The organism is Pseudomonas sp. G.S.17 (genome assembly GCF_038096165.1).
Lineage (GTDB): Bacteria > Pseudomonadota > Gammaproteobacteria > Pseudomonadales > Pseudomonadaceae > Aquipseudomonas.
The window spans coordinates 3,647,083-3,669,721 of record NZ_CP151076.1 but is presented as its reverse complement, the minus strand read 5'-3'; the positions used below and the strand labels follow the sequence as shown (position 1 = coordinate 3,669,721).

The following is a 22,639-nucleotide window of genomic DNA, read 5'->3' as shown; positions in this document are numbered from 1 at the left end:
AACCTCGCAAAAATTGAGTATGGCGGGCGACATTAAACCAGCTCTTTCTTCATGTGGCGTTCGATCTGTTCCAGAGACTTGCCCTTGGTTTCCGGCAGACAGAAGAACACGAACAGCAAAGAGCCAACGTTAATCACCGCAAAGACAAAAAAGGTCGGGTTTCCCAGCGCTGCCAGGGCCATTGGAAAGGCAACCGCTGCGTTGAACAGCCATTGCATCGACACGGCGGTACCGGTCAGCAGGCCACGAACCTGCGTCGGGAACAGTTCCGACATCAACAGATGACGACGCCCGAAGCGGCCGATCGCCCAGATACCCAGCAGGGTGGCGATCACCGAGACGATGCCGTTGCTGATAGTGGCGGTCAGCGCGGTATTGGTGCCAATCCCGGTGTTCTTGAGAATGATCGGCGTGTAGTGCATGAAGGCGTTGACCCCGGTGGCATCCTTTACCTGAGTCACGAACTTCGCTCAAACGATGCGACCCGGTTCCTGCCTAATCGCTTCGCCTGGTAAAGCTGCTGATCAGCGCGATTGATCAGCGCCGCCGGATTGGCGTCCGAGGCCCGCGCCAGTGCGATACCGACGCTAACGGTGACTTGCCCGACCACGGCAAACGTGGCCTGGGCGATGGCGGAGCAGATGGTCTGGGCAACAATCAACGGGCTTTGTTCGCCTTCGATTTCCAGCAACAGCACGGCGAACTCTTCACCGCCATAGCGGGCGACAAAGTCAGTGGCGCGGGTGCTGGATTGAATCAACTGCGCCAGTTGCACCAGCACTTCGTCACCGGTGGCGTGTCCGAAGGTGTCATTAATGCGCTTGAAATGGTCGGCATCGATCAACAGTAAGGCGAATGCACGGCCGGTGCGCTTGAAGAGCAGGCTGCACTCGACCAGCTTCTCATCCAGCCGACGCCGGTTGTAAACCCCGGTGAGGGCGTCGTGGCTCGCCAGTTTCAAGAGTTCGGCATTGGCCTGGGTAAGGGCGGCGGTGCGTTGCGCGACGGTGGTTTCCAGAGACGCGTTCGCGGCCTGCAATTCACGCTCCTTGCCCAGCAACGACTCGGTCATGCTTTGCATGGATTGGCCCAGTTGCGCGATTTCCTGAACGGGATGATGCAGGGGAAAGGACACGTCGGTGCGATGGGCCTGGACCCGCTTGGCGGATCTGGCCAGTTGCTCGATTGGTCGACTGAGGGTCAGCGCCAGATAGTAAGCCACCACCGCGAACAGCAGCGCGGCAAGCACACCCAGCCCCAGCAGCTTGTAAAGCAGGATGCGCGCGGGTTGCAGCGCTGTGTTCAGCGGCTGGCGGACCGCAATGTTCCAGGCCAGCCCCGAGTTGGGCGGCGTCTGCACTGCAATGACGCTGCTGACAAACTCGCTGTCCACCGACCAGCCGGAGGCATCGGAGAGGGTGAGTGGCGATCCAGGCATATTGGTTTGCTGCTGCCCGGCAAGTTGCTCGGGATAGAGTATCCGCCCATCCTGATTGACGATCAGCACCTGCGTGTCAGCGCTCATGTCGGTGTGCGAGACGGCGGATTGAACAATCGTCGTCACCCAGCTCCAATGGGCATGTGCGCCGAGGACGCCGACCACTTGACCGTCGACATTGACAATGGGCGCTGCAAAATCAATGAAACGCAGAGGCTCGCCGTTGGTATTGGAGGGCAGCATTTTTGCCAGCAGCAGCGCCTCATGAGGATCGCCGGTGTACGGGCCGAGCAATCCGGCCTTGAACCAAGGGCGTTCTTTCACCGATTGATTCAGCAGCAGGCCTTTCACCGCCTGGCGCACCCGCCCATCGGTGTCCGCCACGCCCATCCAGGCGTATTCGGACCGCGACTGACTGCGCAGCTCCATCGACGGCAATATGTCCGGGTCATCGAGGTTGCCTCGCACCAGATGGGGTTCGCGGCTGAGCAGAAAGATTTCCAGTTGTCGTTCCCGCAACTGGATGCCCAATAGCGCCGCAGCTGATCGGGCAGTGCTCGCCAACGCGCTGCCGCTCGCCTGCTTCATTTGCTCGGTGGCGATATGGCCCACATACACGCCGACGATCAGCAGCGTCAGCAGGGACAGACCGGCAAACCAGAGGGTCAGGTGGCTACGGAGACTGGCTTTGAGCATGGGCGCGACCTGACGACTGGACTGTGGTCATGTTATCCAGAATAAATGGCTAACCGCCAGCTTCCGTCAGCAGTTTCACCAGGAAATAAGGCATATTGCTGGCCCCGCAATCTCGGATTGCCCGTCAAACTGTCTTTCTTTTCAGAATGTTAGGTGCTGGCTTGATGCGGATCTTTGGATTGATTGCGGCGACGTTGGTCTTGGTCAATGTTTCGCTAACGGCTCAGGCGAAAGAGCCGAGCATGAATGGGCGGGTTATTTGCGCCTGGGGTTCGGGCATTGCGGCAGGCGCGCAGGAATCGAAGCTTGCGGGAGTGACCCTCTATGGCGCACGCAAGAAGCTGCAAACCCGGAAGTTTACCCAACCCTGGATGCGCATGACGGCCATGGGCATCACCGAACAGACGTATAAAAGTGCTTCACGCCTGAAGCCGGCCGGTATCAAGCAGACCTATTTAGAGCAGTGCATCAACCACGAGCTGGCGCGTAAATAGGGGAAGTTTCTGCAGATTCAACTAACACGGCGATGATCGTCAGCGCGATCCAGCGCACGATGGTGTCCCTGGATCCGTCCAGAGCGCTCATCGCCGGCTTACATCAGCGGTGAGTTGTAGCCGCCGTTGCGCCCGCTGCGGATGATGTCGGGGCGCTTGCTGTCGGGTTCGATCTCGCGGCGCAACCGACTGACCTGCAGATCGAGGATTTCGACGTCGACGATCAGAAGTTTGCTCACGAGGGTCAGTCAGGGCGATTGATGAGTCCTAATCGAAGTGAAATAAATGGCCCGGTCGTATATTTCAATCCGGTAACAATCATTCCACACAGGCATATTCAGGACACATTCGCTCACACAGCCCTGACCGATTTCGCTCAATACTTCAGCAAATGCCAGGCGCGGCATTCAGCTTTTGGTTTTGATGGAATACATGCCCCCGAGAATAACCAATACCGCGCCGACCACCGTCCAGGTATCAGGAATCTCGCCGAACACGGCCAAGCCTATCAGGGTCGCGAACACCAGCAACGCGTAGTTGAACGGTTGCAGGGTTCCGGCTGTTGCATATCTAAGGGACTGAATGAGCAGCAGTTGAGCGACCACCCCCGTCAGCGAGACTATGCCCAGCAAAACCCATTCGGACGCAGTCGGCGCGACCCAACCCGGCAGCCCGACACACGTTGCCGCTATGGCGCCGACAATCGCCATATTACCCAATTGCGGGCGTGGGACTTCAATGGCTCGCTCTACATTCGCCAGCTGTTCGCTCATGATGCCCGTCACTTCAATGATTGCTGAGGTACAGCGTTTTTCGGGGTTGGCGGTAGCGGTTCAGCCTTCTCGTCCAACCCTCAATGCCTGCCAGCTGATGACGGAATTCACACCGAGTCTGGTCAATAGGCTGCCTGCTTTTGCTTAGCCACCACTAGACCGATGCTGCCGGAAGCCGCGAAGCTTTGTGTTTACGCCGGCAGCAGTCCCGCCACACGATAACTTTCGATCAGCGTGTCATAGAGCCCGATATCCGCGCGGCTTCTTGCCATGAGCTGAGCGCCGGAGACCGCAGCGAAGATCGCGCGCGCCTGTGCTTGGTTGTCCTCGGGGCTGGAACCGTTTGCAGCAGCCAGGACTTTGCCGAGCCAGGCCACGCTGATGTCGGCGAAGGTCTGGATCTCCGTCTTGACCGGTTCCGGCAAGTCGTCGAATTCGGCGGACATGAAGCTGCACAGGCACAGCCGGTTACCGTTCGCCAGCGAGCGGCGAAACAGCTCGGGATAGCGGCGCAGGCAGCTGGCCGGGTCCGGCATTTCGGCCAGCATGGTTTCCAGTTCGGCGGCGGTGTCTTGCCAATAGCGTCGAGCTACGGCTGCGCCCAGATCGGCCTTGCTCGGGAAGTGGTAGTAGATGCTCGCGCTCTTGATGCCCACGACTTCGCCGAGATCACGAAAATTCAAACCGCTGTAGCCACGGGCCTGCGCGGCATCCTTGGCGGCGGCCAGAATGGCTTCTCGATGGTTTGAGCTCACTTCACTGTCTCCTCGGTTCAATGGCTGGGCATCTTAAGCGATACAAAGCCCTTGACCGTTAACTTTTCACTCGTTATCTTCTACCTATCAACTGGCAGACAGGTAGAATATTATTATGAACTCCAACACCCCGTCAGACACAAGCACGCTGACCATCTACGACTGGCATACAGGCCCGTATCCGGCGCGTGTACGCATCGCCCTGGCAGAGAAAAACCTGCAATCGCGCACCCGTTTCGTTTCGATCGATCTCTGGAAAGGCGAGCACAAGACCCCGGAATTCCTGGCCAAGAACTACTCCGGCACGCTCCCGGTGCTGGAACTCGACGATGGAACCCTGATTGCGGAATGCACTGCGATCACCGAATACCTCGACAGCCTTGATGGCGCACCCACGCTCACCGGCAGCACCCCGCTGGAAAAAGGCCTGATCCACATGATGAGCAAACGCGCCGAACTGGAGCTGCTGGACGCCGTCAGTGTGTATTTCCATCACGCCACGCCGGGGCTGGGTCCTGACGTCGAGCTTTACCAGAATGCCGAATGGGGTTTTCGCCAGCGCGACAAGGCCCTGCGCGGCATGCATTACTTCGATGCCGTTCTGCAAACCCGGCCGTTCGTGGCGGGTGAAACGTTTTCAATGGCCGATATCACCGTTATTGGCGGTTTGATCTTCGCGGGGCTTGTCGAGCTGGCGATTCCTGAAGAATGTCAGGCACTGCACGCCTGGTACGCAAGGATGCAGGAGCGTGAGAGCGTGAAAAACCGGGTGACGATGTCCGAGCCGGTCTGATATCCGATTCACTCTGCTGTTGACCCACGCTCATCAAACGCCAACGGCATGATGGCGTTTTGGATTCGCTGGCCAAGTCATTTTCGATAGCGTTTGAATTACGAGCGATTCGACTGCCTTTGTCGGATTAAGGCATTTGGCCATAATCAAAAGATTTGATTTAAATCAGCCGGTTACACTGCATTTATCAATCAGTGCTCGGTAACCGGCAATAGGGTGTACCATCTGAGTCTGTCCTTCGGATATCAGTTAGCCATGCCCACGCTCAGCGAAGAGAGCCGTCAGATCGTAGCTTCTCTGGCGCACCGCGTTGGCCCCAACGCTGACATTGCAACAATTGCTCAAGCGGTCGTTTCCATATTGCAGGATATGGACGCGGCGCTCACGCCTGTCATCGGCCAACAAGGGGCTGCGGCGTTGCTGCGTCGCAGCCTTCATCTCTGCGTAACGACTCATCCAAGTCTGGCTGCCAGCTATGGCAGCCTGCAGGCATCGCCTATTCTGACTGCCATCGCGGCCGTACTCGTCGAGCAAAGCAAAACCAATGCGCTGTTTTTTGGCAAAGTCTTGCTGACCACCTATTACGGGTTGCTGACCACGCTGATCGGGCCTTCGCTGACCGCGCGTTTGCTTAGCTCCGTGTGGGAACCTTCTTTGAGCGACACTCCTTCGCAGGAAAAATCGCCATGAGCACCAAAGTGACTATCAACCGCCTGGCCACCGGCGTGCCAGGACTGGACGAGGTGCTGGGCGGAGGTTTGCCGGAGTTTTCGTTCAATCTGATCGCGGGCCCGCCTGGCTGCGGTAAAACCACCCTGGCGCATCAGATGATGTTTGCCCTGGCGACGCCCGAGCGCCCGGCCTTGTTCTTTACGGTACTGGGCGAGCCGCCGCTGAAGATGCTGCGTTATCAGCAGCAGTTCGATTTTTTCGACAGTGACGCGATAAATAAGTCGATTCGCTACGTGAATCTGGTCGACGACACATTGGCTGGTGATCTCGACGAAGTCTTGCGCCGTATCGTCAGTGAGGTTGAGATTCATAACCCGTCGCTGGTGTTCGTCGACTCGTTCCGTTCCGTGGTGCTGGCGAGTCAGACCCAGACCAATCCCAACAATAATCTGCCGCAGTTCATTCAGGAATTGGGCATGTTGATGACCACCTGGCAGGCGACCACCTTCCTGATTGGGGAGTATTTCACCGAAACCGACACCAACCCGATTTTCACTGTGGCCGACGGTCTCATCTGGCTACGGCAGAGCGTCCAGCGCAACTCCATGGTGCGCAAGATGGAAATCATGAAGATGCGCGGCCAGCCGACCCTGCCGGGGCTGCATACCTTCCGCATCGCTACGTCCGGGATCAAAGTGTTCGCGCCGGCCGCGCGCAACGTGAACGAGGCGCCTCTGGAGTTTCCGGTCAAACGCCTGAAAATGGGCGTGCCCCGGCTCGACGACATGCTCGGCGGCGGATTGCCTCGCGGGTACTCCTTGCTGGTGGCGGGGCCGTCGGGCTCGGGTAAAAGCATTTTGGCAGCGTCCTTTCTGGCCGAGGGCGCGCGCAATGGCGAAAGGGGTGTCATCGCCGTCTTCGAACAGCGCCCCAATCACTCGCAAAACGCTACGCTTTCTGACTTGATCCAGAGTGGAATGGTTGGGCTGGTGGACAGTCGTGCTCCAGATCTGTCGATTGACGAAATTGTCCAGTTGCTGCTCAGCGAGATCAGTCGACTCAAAGCCACTCGTGTGGTGATCGATTCGCTCTCAGGTTTTGAGCTGGCGCTGGCGCCGACCTTCCGCGAAGACTTTCGCGAATCGCTGTCGCGCATGGTGACTGCGCTGACCAGCGCGGGAGTCAGCGTGTTGATGACTTCAGAACTGGAAGACCGCTACACCGACCTGCGTTTCAGCCCTTACGGCACGGCATTTCTCACTGACGCGATCATCGTTCAGCGTTACATCGAAGTGCAGAGCCGCTTGCTGCGCATCATGGCCGTGGTCAAGGTTCGGGCCAGCGCCCACTCCGATGAATTGCGTTTGTACAGCATCGACGATAACGGGTTGCAGATCGGCGAGATGCTGCCGGATCAGGAAGGTTTACTGGGCGGCCGGCCGACCCGGCAGCGCCCGGACATCAACAATGAGTAACTCAACCTCATGACCAACGCCGAGGACAAGGACGTTACGGCGAACGCCGCTCGCGAATTACTCCTGCTCGAGGAGGAAATTCTTGAAGCAAAGGCAGTTCTGGCGGCGCTGCAACAAGAGTTGAGTGACACCAACCAGCGCATGGCTGAAAGCCGGCAGCTTGAGCAATTGGTCGAGGCCAATCAGCAATTGGTATTGGCGATCCTGTTGGCGCAAGCGGATGCGGAAAAATTACCGCACACGCTGGAAGAACAACGCTCTTCCCTGCAGGTTCGTGAGGCCAACGAACAGCTGGTGATCGCTGCCCTCGGCGCGCAACACCTGCAGGATCTGGCCGAACACGCTCTGGAGCGGCAACGCCAGGTCCTGACCCTGGTGGCCCATGAACTGCGCAATCCGCTGACCCCCATCAGCATGATTGCCGGGCGACTGGTGCGGGTGCCCAGGGAAGAACTGCCGCGCATGCAGAAGTTGATCGAAGGTCAGGTTCAGCACATGTCGCGCCTGGTGGAAGACCTGCTCGACGTATCACGCGCGAACACTGGCAAGTTTCGCCTGGATTGCCGCCTGGTCGACATGTCACCCATCATCCGCGAAGCCATCGAGATCTGCAGCCCGGTAATGGTCGCCCAGCACCTGGATTTCCGCGTCGAACAACCCGAGTGTGCGCTGATCGTCAATGGAGATCCGGTGCGTCTGGCGCAGATTCTCGGCAATCTGCTCGGCAACGCTGCGAAATACACGCCATCAGGCGGTCTTGTCGTGCTTTCGGTATCGAACAATGCGGACAGTGTGGAGGTACGGATTCGGGATAACGGCATCGGCATTTCTGCCCGGGCGCTGCCCTTTATCTTTGAGCCCTTTGTGCAGGATGCCCACGCGGTTGGCTTCAATGGCGTGGGGCTGGGCATTGGTTTGACGGTGGTGCGCGAGCTGGTCGAAGCCCATGGCGGGACAGTAACGGGCACCAGCGAGGGCGATGGTAAAGGCAGCGAGTTTGTCCTGACACTGCCGTTGTTCCACTTCTGACCTCATTCGTCCAGCGTCGCGCGTCAGCTCTGGCAGAACCGAATCCGGTTGCCGAACGGGTCGCAGACTTCCAGCACCGCCTGCCCGCCAGCAGATTGTTCACAATTCGTGTTCTGCATGATCACTTCAAGGCCATTGATGCAGTTTTCATTCGGAATATGCTGGGTTCATGAGTAACCGTGATCTCGCATAACAATGAGAAGAGTGCATCGCCATGATTAGCCCACGTACCCTTTATCAAAAACATATCGACAGCCATACCGTCTGCACGCTGGATGATCAGGGCCACGTCCTGTTGTACATCGACCGGCAGGTCGCCAATGAATACACCAGTCCGCAAGCGTTCAGCGGTCTGCGCGAGGCCAAACGCAGTGTATGGCGGCCTTCGGCGACCCTGGCCGTTGTCGACCACGTCAACCCGACAGCACCTGAGCGTGTTGCCGCGATGCCGGACGCCGGTGGGGCGCTGCAAGTCTCCTATTTCGAAGAGAACTGCCGGGATTTCGGCATTGAGCTGTTCGATGTGCTGGACAAGCGCCAGGGCATCGAGCACGTCGTCGCTCCCGAGCAGGGGTTTATTCTGCCCGGCATGGTGGTTGCCGCCGGCGACAGCCACACCACGACTTATGGCGCCCTCGGCGCATTTGGTTTTGGTATCGGAACCTCCGAGATCGAACACCTGCTTGCCACCCAGACGCTGGTCTACAAGCGCTTGAAGACCATGCGCGTCACCGTGACCGGCGACCTCGGCATGGGCGTGACGTCCAAAGACATCATCATGGTCCTGATCCAGCAGATCGGCGCTTCGGGTGCCACGGGATACGCAATCGAATTCGCCGGTCCGGCCATCTCGGCGCTGAGCGTCGAAGCGCGGATGACGATCTGCAACATGGCGGTGGAGGCGGGCGCACGCGGTGCGTTCATGGCGCCGGACGATAAGGTATTCGCCTACGTCAAATCCAGACCTCGCGCACCGCAAGGCGAGCAATGGGCGGCGGCCGAGCAGAAGTGGCGGGAGCTGTACACCGACGAGGGCGCGGTGTTTGATCGCGAAGTGCGGGTCGACGTGAATGCACTTGAACCGATGGTCACCTGGGGCACGAGTCCCGATCAGGCCGCCCCGGTCGGCAGCACCGTTCCGGATCCTGCCGGGGAAGTTGATCTGATTCTGCGCCAGGGTATGCAGCGGGCGCTGAAATACATGGGCCTGGAGGCCGGGATGCTGTTGAGCGAGGTGAAGATCAGCCATGCATTCATCGGCTCATGCACCAATGCGCGAATCGAGGATTTGCGCGACGTCGCGCGGGTTGTCCATGGCAAGCGGGTCTCTCCCGGCGTGCGGGCGATGATCGTGCCGGGCTCGACCCTGGTGCGCAATCAGGCAGAAGAGGAGGGGCTCGCGAGGATTTTCCTCGATGCCGGTTTCGAGTGGCGCCAGTCCGGTTGCTCCATGTGCCTGGCCATGAACGACGACGTGCTGGCGCCGGGTGACCGCTGCGCGTCGAGTACCAACCGAAATTTCGAAGGGCGTCAGGGTGCGGGTGCGCGAACCCATCTGATGAGCCCGGCGATGGTGGCGGCGGCGGCGATCCGTGGCCATCTGACTGATGTTCGCTCGTTTGCCTAGGAGGCTTGAACCATGCAACCTTTTGATACCGTAACGGGCAAAGCTGCCCCGTTCCTCGCGTCGAATGTTGACACGGACGTCATCATGCCCAAGCAGTTCCTCAAGGGCATCGACCGCAGCGGGTTGGACAAGGGCCTGTTTTTCGACCTGCGTTTCCTCGGGTCGGGTGAGCCGAATCCAGAGTTCGTCCTCAATCAGCCAGCCTGGAGCGGTGCGCGTTTTCTGGTGACCGGGCCAAACTTCGGTTGCGGCTCCAGCCGTGAACATGCGGTCTGGGGGCTCAAGCAATTGGGTATCCGGGCGCTGATCGGCACCAGCTTCGCCGGCATTTTCTATGACAACTGCCAGCGTAACGGCGTGCTGGCGATCCAGTTATCCGAGACTGAACACCAAAGGCTCGGCCAGGTGGTCAGCAACGCGGCAACCACGACGATCAGTGTCGACTTGCCCAACCAGGTGATTCGCTTGAGTGACGGTTCGGTGATCGCCTTCGAAATAGACGATTTACGCAAGCAATCGCTGCTGCTGGGGCTCGATGCCATCGGCAACACACTGCAACGCTCAGCGCAGATTCGTGATTTCGAAACCCGGCACCTCGCAGAGAATCCCTGGCTGAGCTAGGCGCTGGGCTATCACAGGGGAACAACAGTTCTCCTGTGATCAAACCAGCGACAAGTTGCGGAAATGCTCTTCGAAAAACTCGATGCAGACCCTGAGTTTTGCCGACTGGCTGACCCGCGTCGGGTACACCGCCCAGACATTGGCACTTTGCGTGTACTCGTCGAGCACCTGAACCAGTTCACCGCTTTCCAGCATGGGTTTCACGTCCCATAAAGATCGCAGGATGATCCCTGCGCCGCTCAATGCCCAGCGCAACACAATCTCACCATTGTTCGATGACAGTGGCCCGCTGACCCGCACCGACTCTTCGACTCCACCCTTGGTAAGGCTCCAGAGGCCGAAGGCATTATTGCGTTCCTTGAGGACCAGGCAATCATGATCGGACAGGTCGTCCAGCGAGTTCGGTCTGCCACGTCGCTGCAGATAGTCCGGAGTCGCGCAGAGCACCCTGCGATTGGCTACCAGCTTCTTTCCGAGCAATTGATTGGGCAAATCATCGCCTACCCGAATTTCCAGATCGAACCCTTCATTGACGATATCGACAACACGGTCAAATACGTCCAGTCGAATCTCCAGTTTGGGATACAGACGGGACAGCGTGGTTATCGCCGGCGCCACATGATTGCGACCGAAACCGAATGTACTGCAGATGTGCAGGCTGCCGCTTAACTGTTGTCGGGCGTCGGTCAGCTCGCTGATGAAATCATCCATGTCCCCCAGAAATCGCGTGGCCCAGACGCGAACCCGTTCGCCATCATCGGTCAGTGCTACGCGGCGGGTAGTCCTGTGCAGAAGCCTGGCACCCAATGTCGCCTCCAGAATCGACACGCGCTTGCTGACGTAGGCCGGTGAATAGCCCAGCTCCTCGGCGGCATGGTTGAAACCATTCTTGCGGATCACGGTGAGAAAAACCCGAAGGTCATCCGGTAGCAGGGATTGCTCACGATTCGTGTTCATAGGCCTCATGACTTCGCTATTTATCATGTTTTGGCGCAAGGATAACATCGAAATACGCTTGATTAATCGTATCGGGCTCTCCGTGACTTACATAAATCCTCGATAAAAATAACTAGAGGAATACACGCATGAACAAACCTTATGAGCAATCTCTGAAGGTCAGCAGTTTAGCCGGTTCGGGTCTACGCAATCGCTTGAACAGCCTGTGTGCCTATGAGATCGGGGTGATTCCGCTGCCGATATTCCTGGGCATCGCTTTCATCGTTTTCCTGTCGGCCCATTTGGGTTTACTGCCGAAAAACATGATCGGTGGCCTGGCCGTCATCATGACCATGGGCGTGTTTTTCGGTCAGGTGGGGCAGCGTCTTCCGATATTGAAAGAGTTCGGTGGCGGGGCGATTCTGTGCCTGATGTTGCCGTCGGTTCTGGTGTTCTTCGGTTTTTTCGGTGCGCCCACAATTGATGCCACCAAGATGCTCATGAAGGATGCCAATTTCCTGTATTTCGTGATCGCCAGCCTGGTGGTCGGCAGCATCCTGGGGATGAGTCGATTCACTCTGGTTCAAGGCATGATCAGAATGTTCGTTCCCCTGCTCGCGGGTACGTTCGCGGCTTTAGCAGCCGGGTTACTGGTGGGCGAGCTGTTTGGCTATACGTTTCACCACACGTTCTTCTACATCATCGTGCCTATTCTGGGCGGCGGTATCGGTGAAGGGATTCTGCCGCTGTCCCTGGCTTACTCGGCCATTCTGGGTGGAAGCCCGGATCAATACGTCGCCCAACTGGTCCCGGCTGCGGTGGTGGGCAACATCATCGCCATCATCTGTTCCGGAGTGCTGGCTCGTATCGCGCTCAAGCGCCCATCGTTGAACGGTGAGGGGACACTGATTCGGGCCAAGGATGAGAACGACAAGTTTCAGGTGAAGGAAGAAGATAAAGGCCCGGTCGATTTCCGTTTGATGGGCGCAGGTGTCTTGCTGATCTGTGCGTTCTTCGTGCTTGGCGGCCTGCTGGAAAAAGTCGTGGGTATCCCCGGTCCGGTGATGATGATTCTTGCCGCAGTCGCTTTTAAATACATTCGGGTATTGCCGGAGCGTCTGGAGAAGGGTGCCCATACTTTTTATAAACTTGTCTCGTCGGCATTTATCTGGCCGGTGATGATTGGCCTGGGAATGCTCTACGTACCACTCGACAGCGTCGTGAAGGTATTTTCGGTGGGTTATGTGGTGGTCTGCCTTGCCGTCGTGGTGTCGATGACCGCTGCGGGATTCCTGGTGGGGAACCTGATGAAGATGTACCCCATCGAGGCGGCTATCGTGACCTGTTGTCACAGCGGGCTGGGCGGTACAGGCGATGTCGCGATTCTTTCGGCGGCCAATCGCATGCAACTGATGCCGTTCGCCCAGATATCGACCCGGATTGGCGGGGCGGCCACGGTGATTATCGCCACGATCCTGCTCAAGGTTTTTTCCTGATACAGCAATGCCAATCTCTGTAGGAGCCAACTTGTTGGCGAGAGGATGGTCCTGCGTAACCAGACAAACCCCCTCGCGAACAGGTTCGCTCTTACACAGTCTGTACAAGACGGCGCTGCTTATTTTTTCAGTGCGTCATGCGCCTCCAGCGCCCGCAGCGAGTAGATATAGGCGGCACCGGCATTCAGCGAAATAGCGGTCGCCAGAGTCGCCGCGATTTCCTCGCGGGTAGCGCCGGCCTTGATTGCCGCGTCGGTATGTACGCCAATGCAACCGTCACAGCGCGTCGTGATGGCCACGGCGATGGAGATCAGCTCACGGGTCTTGGCATCCAGCACATCGTTCTCGGCAGAGGCTTCATCGAGCGCCATATACGCCTTGACCATTTTCGGGTTGCTTTTGCCCAGGGCGGCGAAAGACTTCTGGATGGTGGGCAGCAGTTCGGACCAGTTATTGAACATTTTGTGATTTCCTTCAGGGGTGGGGCCTGCCATTTCAGCGGCCTGTTTTTGAGCTTCACCAACAGCAATTCTAAGGTTTAGCAGACAATTTGCAGGGTTCAGGTTCAGGTGCCGTATTGTGCGATACGGCTTTCTCCGGCTCCCATCTGGCGACGCATGTCCGAAAACGTCCTCCGTTGGTCTTGCTCACGTCTATTACAGTGCTTGTGCACGCTTTACCATGCAGACATTATCACCAGCATGGCAAACGCCACGGAGCTAAACATGACCCTCAGCGCGCTTATCGTTATCGATGTACAAGAGTCCTTTCGTCACGCACCTTACTGGTCCGAAACTGATCTGTCTGACTTCCTCGAAAAACAGCAGGCGTTGATTGACGGCTGTGTAGAGCAGGGTATTCCGGTGGTGCAGATATTCCACGTCGGCGAGCACGGGCCATTTTCCCTGGCGTCGGGCCACGTCCGTACGCTGAAAGAGCTGTCGATCAGCCCGAGCGTGATTTTCCACAAGCATTATCACAGCGCACTTGCCGGCACTGGACTGGCAGCCTGGCTGACGAGGCGGGGGATCGGCAAGCTGATCATCAGCGGCATCCGCACCGAACAATGTTGTGAAACGACCACGCGCCACGCCTCGGACAGCGGTTTTGCCGTGGACTATGTGAGTGAGGCCACCTTGACCTTCGCCATGACCCACGCCCGCAGTGAGCGCACTTACAGCGCCGCCGAGATTCGCGAGCGTACCGAGCTGGTGCTGGAAGGGCGTTTCGCACGCATCGCCACGGTCGCGCAGACGCTGGAGGGCTGAAACCATGGCGATTCCGGTGCTGTTCGTGCTGCTGCCCAATGTGCTGATGCTGGATCTGGCGGGCCCGGCCGAAGTGCTGAGCCTCGCCTCCCGGATCGAGTCTGGAGAGGGTCATGCAGAAGGCGAGGAGCGCGTGGCGTTTGAGCTGCAATACGTCAGCCCGATGGCGGACTTGCAAACGTCTATCGGTCTGCCTTTGGTGGGGCTGGCGCCGCTGCCGGAAAGCCTGTTGCCGGGAACGCTCGTGGTATTGGTCGGTTCAACGTCGGCAATATCCGCGGCGCAGGTGCGTGAGTTCGAAGCAAGCAGCGCTGTTCTGACCGAATGGCTTCGACGGGTTCTGGCTCCCAGCGGCGAGCGGTTGCTGTGCGTGTGTGCGGGGGCGTTGAGTGCGGCCCGAGCCGGTTTGCTTGATGGTCGCCAATGCACCACGCATCACTCCCTGTGCGCGAAGTTGCAGGAACTCGCCCCCAAGGCCCGGGTGCTGGAAAACCGCCTGTATGTCACTGACGGTCGAATCAGCACCAGCGCCGGCATCACAGCGGGTATCGACCTGATGCTGCAGGTGCTGGCGGAGTTGAGCGGGCCACGGGTGGCGTGTGCCGTCGCGCGGGATATGGTGGTGTATATGCGTCGGGGCGGTGCCGATCCGCAGTTGTCGCCCTGGATCATGGGCCGTAATCACCTGCACCCCGCGCTACACCGGGTGCAGGATGCAGTGGCTGCTGACCCCGGCGGCGGCTGGACGGTAGAGCAAATGGCAGGTATTGCCTGCACCAGTGGCCGTCATCTAGGGCGGCTGTTCCATGAATATGCAGGAGTCGGTCCACTGGATTACCTGCATCGACTGCGGGTAGCGCTTGCGCGGGAATTGCTGATCCATTCAAGCCTGGATATGGAAACGGTGGCACAACGCGCAGGTTTCGGGTCGGCGCGGCATTTACGGCGTATCTGGGGAAAATACGAATCCATGCCGCCTTCGCACAGCCGCCTGCGCCTGGTTACGGCTTGATCTTCAACGGAGGGCAAACCTTGGCAATGACCTTCCAGTCACGTGGATTTTGATCGGTGTCAGGTAGTTACGCGGAACACTTCAGGGATGATATCGAAGCCCTGGCGGGTGACAGGCCTGGCAACGTAAAAGGCTGTTGTGAAACGGACAAGCGGTCACCACGTGCCAGCTGTCTTTACAATATATTGTCAGCCTGTATCGCTGGATTTATGGGCTGCCTGTCTAACGATTACCTCCTTGGGGTTCTACGCAGAGACGACGTTTCCCATTTTCTGGATTCAATTTTCAATTGTCATACAAGGCAGTCAGAGTTGCTTTACGGGCTCTCCAGGGAGGGAGGCAAGCGAGGACGCTTTATGCCGTTTTGTCACAACTGGCTAACGCCCATCGCAGTGCTCCAATAATTGACGCCGTTGCATAGGTTCAGGGGATGACCACGTGCTGAACAACTCCTTTACAGGCGGCCACGGGCTATCATGTCAAGCAGAAGATACGAAAGTTGTTTTACCAAATGCGTATCATTCTACTAAGCTGACGACGATTGCTTGCGCTGTCTCAAAAAGGCAGCGGGCGTCGCAAATTTCATTGCCAGACAACATCCGGTTAGTGAGACGGTGTGTGCTTTCGGTTTAAGTCAGCCTGAACATCATCTGATCGCTATCCCGGCGTCAGGGTTGGTACAGGCGGACATGCTCACTCCACCGCCGCGAGTACGCACCCGATGCAATATCAAAAGTTCTCTGAAACGCAGATCGAGACGCTGGTCGATGCGATCAACACTGATGGCTTCGCCGTTCTACGTGGTTGGGCGAGCGACGTTGAGCTGGCTGAATTACAAGCGATGGTCAGCCAGACGGTCAGTGCCGCAGGTAATCAATACGTCGCGTTGACCGGCAGCCAGGCCGTAGCCGGTTCGCTTTTGCACGAGTGGGGCAGCTCCCCCGACTTCCTCGATTTATGCCAACGTGTGGTGGCAAAAGGAACAGGACAGCGACCCAGCGAGCCGGATCTGCATCAAGTATTACGCTGCCTTATTGGCGAGCGCGGCCAGCGAGAGTCGTTGATCTTCCATTACGATTCATTTGTGCTGACGGCGATCATGCCTGTTTGTATGCCCGATCAGAGTGACCCAGGTGATTTGATCATGCTCCCCAATCACCGGCCTATTCGAAAAAATTATGCCCTGAACCTGTTGGACAAGTTGCTGATCGACAATCGATGGTCGCAACGACGCCTGGCCCAGCGTCACGCCAGACATGCCGAGCAGTTCGTGCGGATACGGATGCGGCCGGGCGATATGTATCTGTTCTGGGGTTATCGCTCGTTGCACACAAATCTTCCGGCCGATCCTACTGTCATTCGCTCGACTGCCGTTTTTCACTATCAGAATGTGCATGGCCGTAGTTCGCTGGCAAGCCGCATCCGCCGGTCGCTGGCAGAGTTGAAGCCCAAGCAGCCTGCCCAGCTCGAAGAGTCACAGGCACAACGGGAATCCGTGACTGAAAGACCCTGATGTCAGGCTGCCGCGCCCCTCGGATACCTGATATCAGGACGCCGAGGATCCGGCCATGTCGACTGAGCGATTCACGCGAGCCCAAGCATCCTTTCCATGATGATCGTGTGCTCGGCTCCATGAAATTCGTCTCGAATTTTGTTGAAGCCAAGGGAAGCGTAAAAACCTTCTGCGGTGATGGAAGAGGGGACAAGTAATCGTTCTATTCCGTTGCCGACGGCCACTGCCAGTAGCATCGCCATCAGTTGTCGTCCTATGCCTGCCCCTTGATGGGCCGGGTCGACGAACACACTTCGAACCACGTCCCGATCCAGGCTTGCTGTTGCAACTATCTGACCGCGGACCATCGCCACGTAGACCTCACGCTGAATCAACAAATCGAGGATTGCCTTCGGGGCAAAGCCTTGCTCAACCCGGGCGATGATTTCGGGTGAATAATCGTGGGCGTTGGACTGGCGTAAGGCGTTGACGATGACCGTGCTGATGGCCGAGGCGTCCTCGCGAGTTGCGCTTCGAATCAGGCAATCCATCTGGGCAATTCCTTGCGAATGGTCTGCCGATGCTAAACAAATCCGGGTGAGCAGGCCATGGGGCAGACTTCATCGGGAACGTACCGGCTGGTTTCGAATGACGATCCGTCGGTCCTTGAGGTAATACCACCCCCAAGAAATCAATCGCCTGACCAGACATACCTTCAATATCGCGAGCAGACAGGGCAGGCGTCGACCAACCGCCTTGCTCTGGGTTCGCCTGGAGGTTTCAAGCCTGCCAGCGCACGCTGGTCATCGCGCGGCCTGCGCTGGTGTCGGCTGCGCCGCTAATTCACGAACCTGCCATGGGGTTGTAGACTGGCGGCCTGCAAAATTCCCGCTAGCCCTCAAGCAAGAGATCCCCCATGGCAAACCACGACCTTACTTTTGTCGCTGACCCCGATCCGGAATCCATTTCCTCTGACGTAGCCGGTGTCGGCGGCCTGCTGGTCTCCACGCAGATTCCGACCCGTGCCGACGGCAGTCTGGAGTTGGGCGGTATCGTTGCGCAGAGCGAATGCACGCTGCAAGCGTTGAAGGTTGCACTGGAAAAAGCCGGCAGCTCCATGGATCGGGTTCTGCATTTGACGATCTACCTCACCGACATGGCCGACCGTCCGGCCTTCAATGAGGTTTATCAGCGCTTCTTCAGCAAGCCCTGGCCGGTTCGCGCCGCTGTTGGCGTTGCCGCGCTGGCGGTTGAAGGCATGCGCGTGGAAGTGACCGCGATGGCGGCCAAGGGCTGAATCGTCAGTCAGGCAGCTGCGACCCAGACGCGAAGGGCGCAGCTTAGCCGATCAACACAAAGCGGCTGTCAAAGGCAATGTTGCGTACTTCGATGAGCGCCTGATATTCAACGCTTTCGTACCATTTAACAGCTGCCTCGCGATCGGCAAACTCGCTGACCAATCCCCGTTCGAGCGCGCCCGTGAGCACCGGCAAAGTAAAGCCCGTCAGATGCTGGCCAGCGCCTGGGCCAGATCCGCGCGCAGGTCTTCGATATCCTCGACGCCCACTGACAACCGCACCAGCCCATCGCCGATGCCAAGCTGCGCGCGGGTTTCTGCCGGAATGCTTGCGTGGGTCATGATTGCCGGGTGCTCGATCAGGCTCTCCACGCCACCGAGACTTTCGGCCAAGGCGAAGATCCGTACATTTTCCAGAAAACGCCTGGCGCCGGCTAGATCAGTGTTCAGGTCAACGGAGATCATGCCGCCGAATCCGCGCATCTGCTGCCGCGCCAGTTCATGCTGAGGGTGCGAAGCCAGGCCCGGATAATAAACATGCGTGACCTGCGGCTGTTGTTCCAACCATTGCGCCAGCGTCAGCGCATTGTTGCAATGGCGTTCCATGCGCAGGGCCAGGGTCTTCACGCCGCGCAGGGTGAGAAACGCGTCGAACGGCCCGGCGATGGCGCCCACCGAGTTCTGTAGAAACCCCAGGCGCTCGGCCAGTTCCGGGTTCTGGCCTACCACCGCGATGCCACCGATCACGTCGGAGTGGCCGTTGAGGTATTTGGTGGTCGAGTGCACCACGATATCGAAACCCAGCTCCAGCGGACGCTGAATCCACGGGCTGGCAAAGGTGTTGTCGGCGACACAGATAATGCCGCGTCCACGACAGATGCGCGCCACGGCGGCGAGGTCGGTAAGACTCAGCAGCGGGTTGCTCGGCGTCTCGACCCAGACCATCCGCGTGTCATCCTGCAACGCTGCTTCGAATGCCGCCAGATCGGTTAGATCGACATAACTGAAACGATGCCCGGCGCTGCGTTGACGCACCTTGTCAAACAGTCGGAACGTGCCGCCGTACAGGTCATTGCCGGAAACGATGTGCGCGCCGGCGTCGAGCAATTCGAGCACGGTGGAAATCGCCGCCAGCCCGGAGGCGAAGGCGTAGGCCTGGGTTCCGCTTTCCAGGTCTGCCACGCAGCGCTCCAATGCCCAGCGCGTCGGGTTGTGTGAACGCCCATAATCAAGCCCCTTATGCACGCCGGGACTTTGTTGCAGATAAGTGGAGTTGGCATAAATCGGTGGCATCAATGCCCCGGTGGAAGGGTCCGGCGCCTGGCCTGCGTGGATCACTCGGGTGGCGAAGGCCTGTGGCGGCGTGGTTTCATCGTGTTGACTCATAGTGATCTCCGTAAATGATTGAGCAGATCGACGCGGGTAATCAGGCCGTGAAAGCACACCGCGTCAGCAATAATCGCTATCAGCCCTCGATCAAGCTTGCTTTGCAACTCAACCAGACTGGCGTCCGGGGGCAGAACTTCCAATTTGCCGGTCATGGCGCTGGCCACAGTCATACGCAGATGCGATGGGTCTTGATGGACGCCGACCAAGATGTCGGATTCGTCGATAACGCCGACCAGCTGTTGGCCATCCACCAGTACCGGCAGCTGCGACACATCGGCCAGCCGCATGCGCTGGAAAGCGGTCAGCAGGGTGTCATCCGGGCCCACGCTGATCACCCGCCCATCCTCGAAACGCCGGGCGATCAGGTCGCGCAGGTCGCCATAACGCTTGCGCTGCAGCAAGCCCTGATCGGTCATCCATTGATCGTTGTACACCTTGGACAAGTAGCGGGTGCCCGTGTCGCAGACGAAACTGACCACGCGTTTGGGCTCGGTTTGTTCGCGACAGTAGCGCAGCGCCGCCGCCAGCAACGTGCCGGTCGAAGAGCCGCCGAGAATGCCTTCGGCGCGCAACAGTTGCCGGGCATGATCGAAGCTTTCCTCGTCGCTGATGGAATAGGCGTGGCGCACGCTGGAAAGGTCGGCAATTGAAGGGATGAAGTCTTCGCCGATGCCTTCCACGGCCCAGGAACCGGGCGTGGGCAGTGGCAAGCCGCGACTGTAGTCGGCCATGACCGAGCCAACCGGGTCGGCCAGCACCATGACCAGGTCCGGCTGCACCCGGCGAAAGAACCGCGTCAGCCCGGTCAGCGTACCTGCCGAGCCGACGCCGACGACGATTGCATCCAGATCATGTTCGGTCTGCGCCCAGATCTCTGGCGCCGTGCTGCATTCGTGGGCCAGCGGGTTGGCGGGATTGTTGAATTGATCGGCAAAGAACGCATCGGGAATCTCCTGCGCCAGCCGCGCGGCGACGTCCTGATAATATTCGGGGTGGCCCTTGCCGACGTCGGAGCGGGTGATGTGCACTTCGGCGCCCATCGCCTTGAGGTGCAGGACTTTCTCTGTGGACATTTTGTCCGGCACCACCAACACCACGCGATAGCCTTTGGCGCGACCGACCAGGGCAAGTCCCAGGCCGGTATTGCCAGCCGTCGCCTCGATAATGGTGCCTCCGGGGCTCAGGCGACCATCGCGTTCGGCGGCATCGATCATCGCCAGGCCGATGCGATCCTTGATCGAGCCGCCGGGATTCTGCGATTCGAGTTTGAGGAACAACGTACACAGGCCGGTATCGAAGCGGGTGACGCGCACCAGCGGCGTATTGCCGATCAATCCGAGCACGGCAGGGCGGGAGTCATTAGGCATGTCTTCATCTCGCTGCGGTAATCTGCATTGAGATCAGGGTAGCTTGCAGTCCGCACACCTGCCGTCCAAATCGCCTGTCAGGTCATGCCGCAGCGTTTTCCGGCAGCTTGGCGATGACCTTGATTTCAAACTGGAAGCCATACAGCCAGGTCACGCCAATTCCGGTCAGCGTCGGGTGTGGCGCGTTGCCCCAGAACTCCGGAATCACCTTCCAGATGGTTTCAAACTTCGCCTCCGGATCGACAATGAACACCGTCACGTCGATGACATCATCAAAGGTGCAACCGGCCGCGCCGAGAATGGCATTGAGATTGTTGAAGGCCAGCCGCACCTGGCTTTCCAGATCCGCTTCGGGAGAGCCGTCCTCGTTACTGCCGACTTGCCCCGAGACGAACAAAAAGCCATTTGACTTGATGGCCGGCGAATAACGATTGCGCTCATAAAGCGCCTGGCGGCCGGGTGGAAAAACTGCGTCACGGATTGTCATGTCTAGCTCCTTCAGGGGATTAGGGAGCGAGTCGAAGGCGACCCGCTCAGCGATGAAGGGACTTTAGGGACTTGTTCCGGCCCGATAAACAGGCAACTCTAGCCAACACTGTTTGAAAATTCGAAACAATCAAGGCAGTCATCCAGCCCGCAGAGGATAAAAATGGACCGGTTTGACGCGATGCAGGCCTTCGTCAGAGTGGTGGAGGCGGGCAGCTTCACCAAGGCCGCCGAGACGCTGCATATGAGCAAGACCAGCGTGACGCAACTGATCCAGCAGTTGGAGGCGCGCTTGCGGGTCAAATTGCTCAATCGCACCACGCGCAAAGTTAATATCACGGCCGATGGCGCGGTGTTTTATGAGCGTGCGGTCAGGCTTCTGGCTGATCTGGACGACGCCGAAACCAGCCTGTCCGCCGCGTCGACATCGCCCAGGGGGCGGCTGCGCGTGGATGTGCCCAGCCCGCTGGCGAGCATGATTTTGGTGCCGGCGTTGCCCGCCTTTCATGCGCGCTATCCGGACATCCAGATCGACCTGGGCGTGAGCGACCGGATCGTTGATATGGTCGGAGAGAATGTCGATTGCGTGGTGCGTGGCGGCGAGCTGACCGACCAGTCTTTGATGGCCCGCCGGGTTGGCACTCTCCAGCTGGGTGTTTACGCGGCGCCGAGTTATCTGGCGCGCGTCGGTACGCCAGTGCATCCGCGAGAGCTGGAAGATTCGCAGCATCGCATCGTTGGTTTTCTGTGGGCACGCACCGGTAAGGCGCTGCCCTATGCCATGCGCCTGAACGACGAAAGCGTGCATATCCAGGGCCGCTACGTTCTGGCCGTCGACGATGGTAATGCCTATCTCGCCGCAGGCCTGGCGGGCCTCGGGGTGCTTTGGTTGCCGGACTACATGGCCCTGGCCAGTGTCGCGCGAGGCGAATTGGTGCCGCTGTTTGCAGACTGGCGCCTGGACTCGATGCCGATGTACGTGGCATTTCCCCCGAACCGGCACATCAGCGTGAAGCTGCGTGTGTTCATCGATTGGGTTGTCGAGTTGATGGCAAAGCATGCGCCGGTCGGTGCCCCGCATGATGCGTGAGTAGCGGATTCAATCGATATGAGAAGGTTTTTCGATCAATCGGTTGATGTCGACAAGTTCTACGTGAAGATTTCAGTGATCCTTTAGTGGCTGTTTGTAAGTTATTTCCGAGAGTGCGTCGGAATTTTCCCATATCTCTCTCAGGGGCTGGAATAGAGGCCTGAAGTACTTCATTGTCCGGACCTCTCTCAAACATTTAATACATAAACACTCCGTTTGATGTCTGCGCAGAGTCGCCGACATCACCTGTCGCAAGCTGGGGCGAGTTGCATGAGTGCATTTAAGTTCATTGCCTTTTTGTGGCATGTGAAAATATCAATGCTCATTCGTTGCATATAAATATTTTGTTTAAAAGGATGTTCATTCTATGTCCCTTCATTGTTTTCTTGCGCTGCGTTGCGGTGAACCTTCGTCTGTTGAATCAGCATTTTCA

At 58.3% G+C, this 22,639-nt stretch carries 25 protein-coding genes and 1 pseudogene; 13 read left to right on the top strand and 13 right to left on the bottom strand.

All coding sequences use genetic code 11. From position 1 onward, the window contains the following. Positions 1–32 precede the first annotated feature (32 nt). Both AABC73_RS17320 and AABC73_RS17315 read right to left on the bottom strand, forming a co-directional pair. Positions 33–440: pseudogene (locus tag AABC73_RS17320) on the bottom strand (MFS transporter); the annotation flags it as partial. A gap of 17 nt (positions 441–457) precedes the next feature. Then, complete coding sequence (locus tag AABC73_RS17315; protein ID WP_341520232.1) at positions 458–2,134, bottom strand: diguanylate cyclase; 1,677 nt, start codon at positions 2,132–2,134, stop codon at positions 458–460. A 164-nt stretch (positions 2,135–2,298) separates the two neighbouring features. Here AABC73_RS17315 and AABC73_RS17310 point away from each other — a divergent pair, with 164 nt between their 5' ends. Then, complete coding sequence (locus AABC73_RS17310) at positions 2,299–2,628, top strand: hypothetical protein (RefSeq protein WP_341524270.1); 330 nt, start codon at positions 2,299–2,301, stop codon at positions 2,626–2,628. 98 nt (positions 2,629–2,726) lie between these two features. Here the strand turns inward: AABC73_RS17310 and AABC73_RS17305 are convergent, their stop codons facing one another. The 3 genes from AABC73_RS17305 to AABC73_RS17295 form a co-directional block, all read right to left on the bottom strand. Then, positions 2,727–2,867 carry a hypothetical protein gene (locus tag AABC73_RS17305; RefSeq protein WP_341524367.1) on the bottom strand — a complete coding sequence of 47 codons (141 nt, stop codon included), beginning with the start codon at positions 2,865–2,867 and terminating at the stop codon, positions 2,727–2,729. A gap of 168 nt (positions 2,868–3,035) precedes the next feature. After that, positions 3,036–3,401: an EamA family transporter gene (locus AABC73_RS17300; RefSeq protein WP_341520231.1), complete on the bottom strand. Its 366-nt coding sequence runs from the start codon at positions 3,399–3,401 to the stop codon at positions 3,036–3,038. 191 nt (positions 3,402–3,592) lie between these two features. Next, positions 3,593–4,156 (bottom strand): TetR/AcrR family transcriptional regulator, encoded by a 564-nt coding sequence (locus tag AABC73_RS17295; protein WP_341520230.1) that lies wholly within the window; start codon positions 4,154–4,156, stop codon positions 3,593–3,595. Between the two features lie 148 nt (positions 4,157–4,304). On the opposite strand from AABC73_RS17295, the gene AABC73_RS17290 reads away from it, so the two are divergent. The 4 genes from AABC73_RS17290 (at position 4,305) to AABC73_RS17275 (ending at position 8,125) form a co-directional block, all read left to right on the top strand. Continuing rightward, a complete protein-coding gene (locus AABC73_RS17290) occupies positions 4,305–4,949 on the top strand; it encodes a glutathione S-transferase (protein ID WP_341524269.1) in 645 nt (214 codons plus the stop codon). Between the two features lie 255 nt (positions 4,950–5,204). Continuing rightward, positions 5,205–5,639: a hypothetical protein gene (locus AABC73_RS17285; protein ID WP_341520229.1), complete on the top strand. Its 435-nt coding sequence runs from the start codon at positions 5,205–5,207 to the stop codon at positions 5,637–5,639. Continuing rightward, complete coding sequence (locus AABC73_RS17280) at positions 5,636–7,096, top strand: ATPase domain-containing protein (protein WP_341520228.1); 1,461 nt, start codon at positions 5,636–5,638, stop codon at positions 7,094–7,096. The genes AABC73_RS17285 and AABC73_RS17280 overlap by 4 nt, the downstream gene beginning before the upstream one ends. 9 nt (positions 7,097–7,105) lie before the next feature. Next, positions 7,106–8,125: a HAMP domain-containing sensor histidine kinase gene (locus tag AABC73_RS17275; protein WP_341520227.1), complete on the top strand. Its 1,020-nt coding sequence runs from the start codon at positions 7,106–7,108 to the stop codon at positions 8,123–8,125. A gap of 23 nt (positions 8,126–8,148) precedes the next feature. On the opposite strand, the gene AABC73_RS17270 is transcribed toward AABC73_RS17275, so the two are convergent. Next, a complete protein-coding gene (locus AABC73_RS17270; protein WP_341520226.1) occupies positions 8,149–8,244 on the bottom strand; it encodes a glyoxalase superfamily protein in 96 nt (31 codons plus the stop codon). Positions 8,245–8,339: 95 nt separating this feature from the next. Here AABC73_RS17270 and leuC point away from each other — a divergent pair, with 95 nt between their 5' ends. Both leuC and leuD read left to right on the top strand, forming a co-directional pair. After that, entirely contained in the window at positions 8,340–9,752 is a 1,413-nt protein-coding gene (gene leuC / locus AABC73_RS17265) for a 3-isopropylmalate dehydratase large subunit (RefSeq protein WP_341520225.1), read from the top strand. A 12-nt stretch (positions 9,753–9,764) separates the two neighbouring features. After that, a complete protein-coding gene (leuD, locus tag AABC73_RS17260; RefSeq protein WP_341520224.1) occupies positions 9,765–10,373 on the top strand; it encodes a 3-isopropylmalate dehydratase small subunit in 609 nt (202 codons plus the stop codon). Positions 10,374–10,412: 39 nt separating this feature from the next. Here the strand turns inward: leuD and AABC73_RS17255 are convergent, their stop codons facing one another. Beyond that, positions 10,413–11,330, bottom strand: a complete 918-nt coding sequence (locus tag AABC73_RS17255) for a LysR substrate-binding domain-containing protein (RefSeq protein ID WP_341520223.1) — start codon at positions 11,328–11,330, stop codon at positions 10,413–10,415. Between the two features lie 128 nt (positions 11,331–11,458). On the opposite strand from AABC73_RS17255, the gene AABC73_RS17250 reads away from it, so the two are divergent. Continuing rightward, a complete protein-coding gene (locus AABC73_RS17250) occupies positions 11,459–12,805 on the top strand; it encodes a 2-hydroxycarboxylate transporter family protein (protein ID WP_341520222.1) in 1,347 nt (448 codons plus the stop codon). 119 nt (positions 12,806–12,924) lie between these two features. Here the strand turns inward: AABC73_RS17250 and AABC73_RS17245 are convergent, their stop codons facing one another. Further along, positions 12,925–13,266: a carboxymuconolactone decarboxylase family protein gene (locus tag AABC73_RS17245; RefSeq protein ID WP_065832159.1), complete on the bottom strand. Its 342-nt coding sequence runs from the start codon at positions 13,264–13,266 to the stop codon at positions 12,925–12,927. A gap of 264 nt (positions 13,267–13,530) precedes the next feature. On the opposite strand from AABC73_RS17245, the gene AABC73_RS17240 reads away from it, so the two are divergent. The 3 genes from AABC73_RS17240 to AABC73_RS17230 all read left to right on the top strand — a co-directional run bounded on the left by AABC73_RS17240 (position 13,531) and on the right by AABC73_RS17230 (position 16,598). Beyond that, on the top strand, positions 13,531–14,073 hold the full coding sequence (locus AABC73_RS17240; protein WP_341520221.1) for an isochorismatase family protein: 543 nt from the start codon (positions 13,531–13,533) through the stop codon (positions 14,071–14,073). Positions 14,074–14,077: 4 nt separating this feature from the next. Then, entirely contained in the window at positions 14,078–15,085 is a 1,008-nt protein-coding gene (locus AABC73_RS17235) for a helix-turn-helix domain-containing protein (RefSeq protein WP_341520220.1), read from the top strand. Between the two features lie 721 nt (positions 15,086–15,806). Further along, entirely contained in the window at positions 15,807–16,598 is a 792-nt protein-coding gene (locus AABC73_RS17230) for a hypothetical protein (RefSeq protein ID WP_341520219.1), read from the top strand. 71 nt (positions 16,599–16,669) lie between these two features. Here AABC73_RS17230 and AABC73_RS17225 read toward each other — a convergent pair whose 3' ends face one another. Further along, the gene (locus tag AABC73_RS17225) at positions 16,670–17,128 is read right to left on the bottom strand and encodes a GNAT family N-acetyltransferase (RefSeq protein ID WP_341520218.1); all 459 of its coding nucleotides are present in this window, start codon (positions 17,126–17,128) and stop codon (positions 16,670–16,672) included. 365 nt (positions 17,129–17,493) lie between these two features. Here AABC73_RS17225 and AABC73_RS17220 point away from each other — a divergent pair, with 365 nt between their 5' ends. Then, positions 17,494–17,874: a RidA family protein gene (locus tag AABC73_RS17220; protein ID WP_341520217.1), complete on the top strand. Its 381-nt coding sequence runs from the start codon at positions 17,494–17,496 to the stop codon at positions 17,872–17,874. A gap of 43 nt (positions 17,875–17,917) precedes the next feature. Here the strand turns inward: AABC73_RS17220 and AABC73_RS17215 are convergent, their stop codons facing one another. From AABC73_RS17215 to AABC73_RS17200, 4 genes are all read right to left on the bottom strand, one after another. Continuing rightward, positions 17,918–18,064, bottom strand: coding sequence for a DUF1330 domain-containing protein (locus AABC73_RS17215; RefSeq protein ID WP_341524268.1), 147 nt, complete (start codon positions 18,062–18,064; stop codon positions 17,918–17,920). A 17-nt stretch (positions 18,065–18,081) separates the two neighbouring features. Continuing rightward, positions 18,082–19,260 (bottom strand): cystathionine gamma-synthase, encoded by a 1,179-nt coding sequence (locus tag AABC73_RS17210; protein ID WP_341520216.1) that lies wholly within the window; start codon positions 19,258–19,260, stop codon positions 18,082–18,084. Continuing rightward, complete coding sequence (locus AABC73_RS17205; protein WP_341520215.1) at positions 19,257–20,630, bottom strand: cystathionine beta-synthase; 1,374 nt, start codon at positions 20,628–20,630, stop codon at positions 19,257–19,259. Before AABC73_RS17205 ends, AABC73_RS17210 begins: the two co-directional genes overlap by 4 nt. Before the next feature lie 82 nt (positions 20,631–20,712). Continuing rightward, entirely contained in the window at positions 20,713–21,117 is a 405-nt protein-coding gene (locus AABC73_RS17200) for a RidA family protein (RefSeq protein ID WP_341520214.1), read from the bottom strand. A gap of 162 nt (positions 21,118–21,279) precedes the next feature. Between AABC73_RS17200 and AABC73_RS17195 the strand changes: the two genes are divergently transcribed. Continuing rightward, complete coding sequence (locus AABC73_RS17195) at positions 21,280–22,206, top strand: LysR substrate-binding domain-containing protein (protein WP_341520213.1); 927 nt, start codon at positions 21,280–21,282, stop codon at positions 22,204–22,206. Positions 22,207–22,639 lie beyond the last annotated feature (433 nt).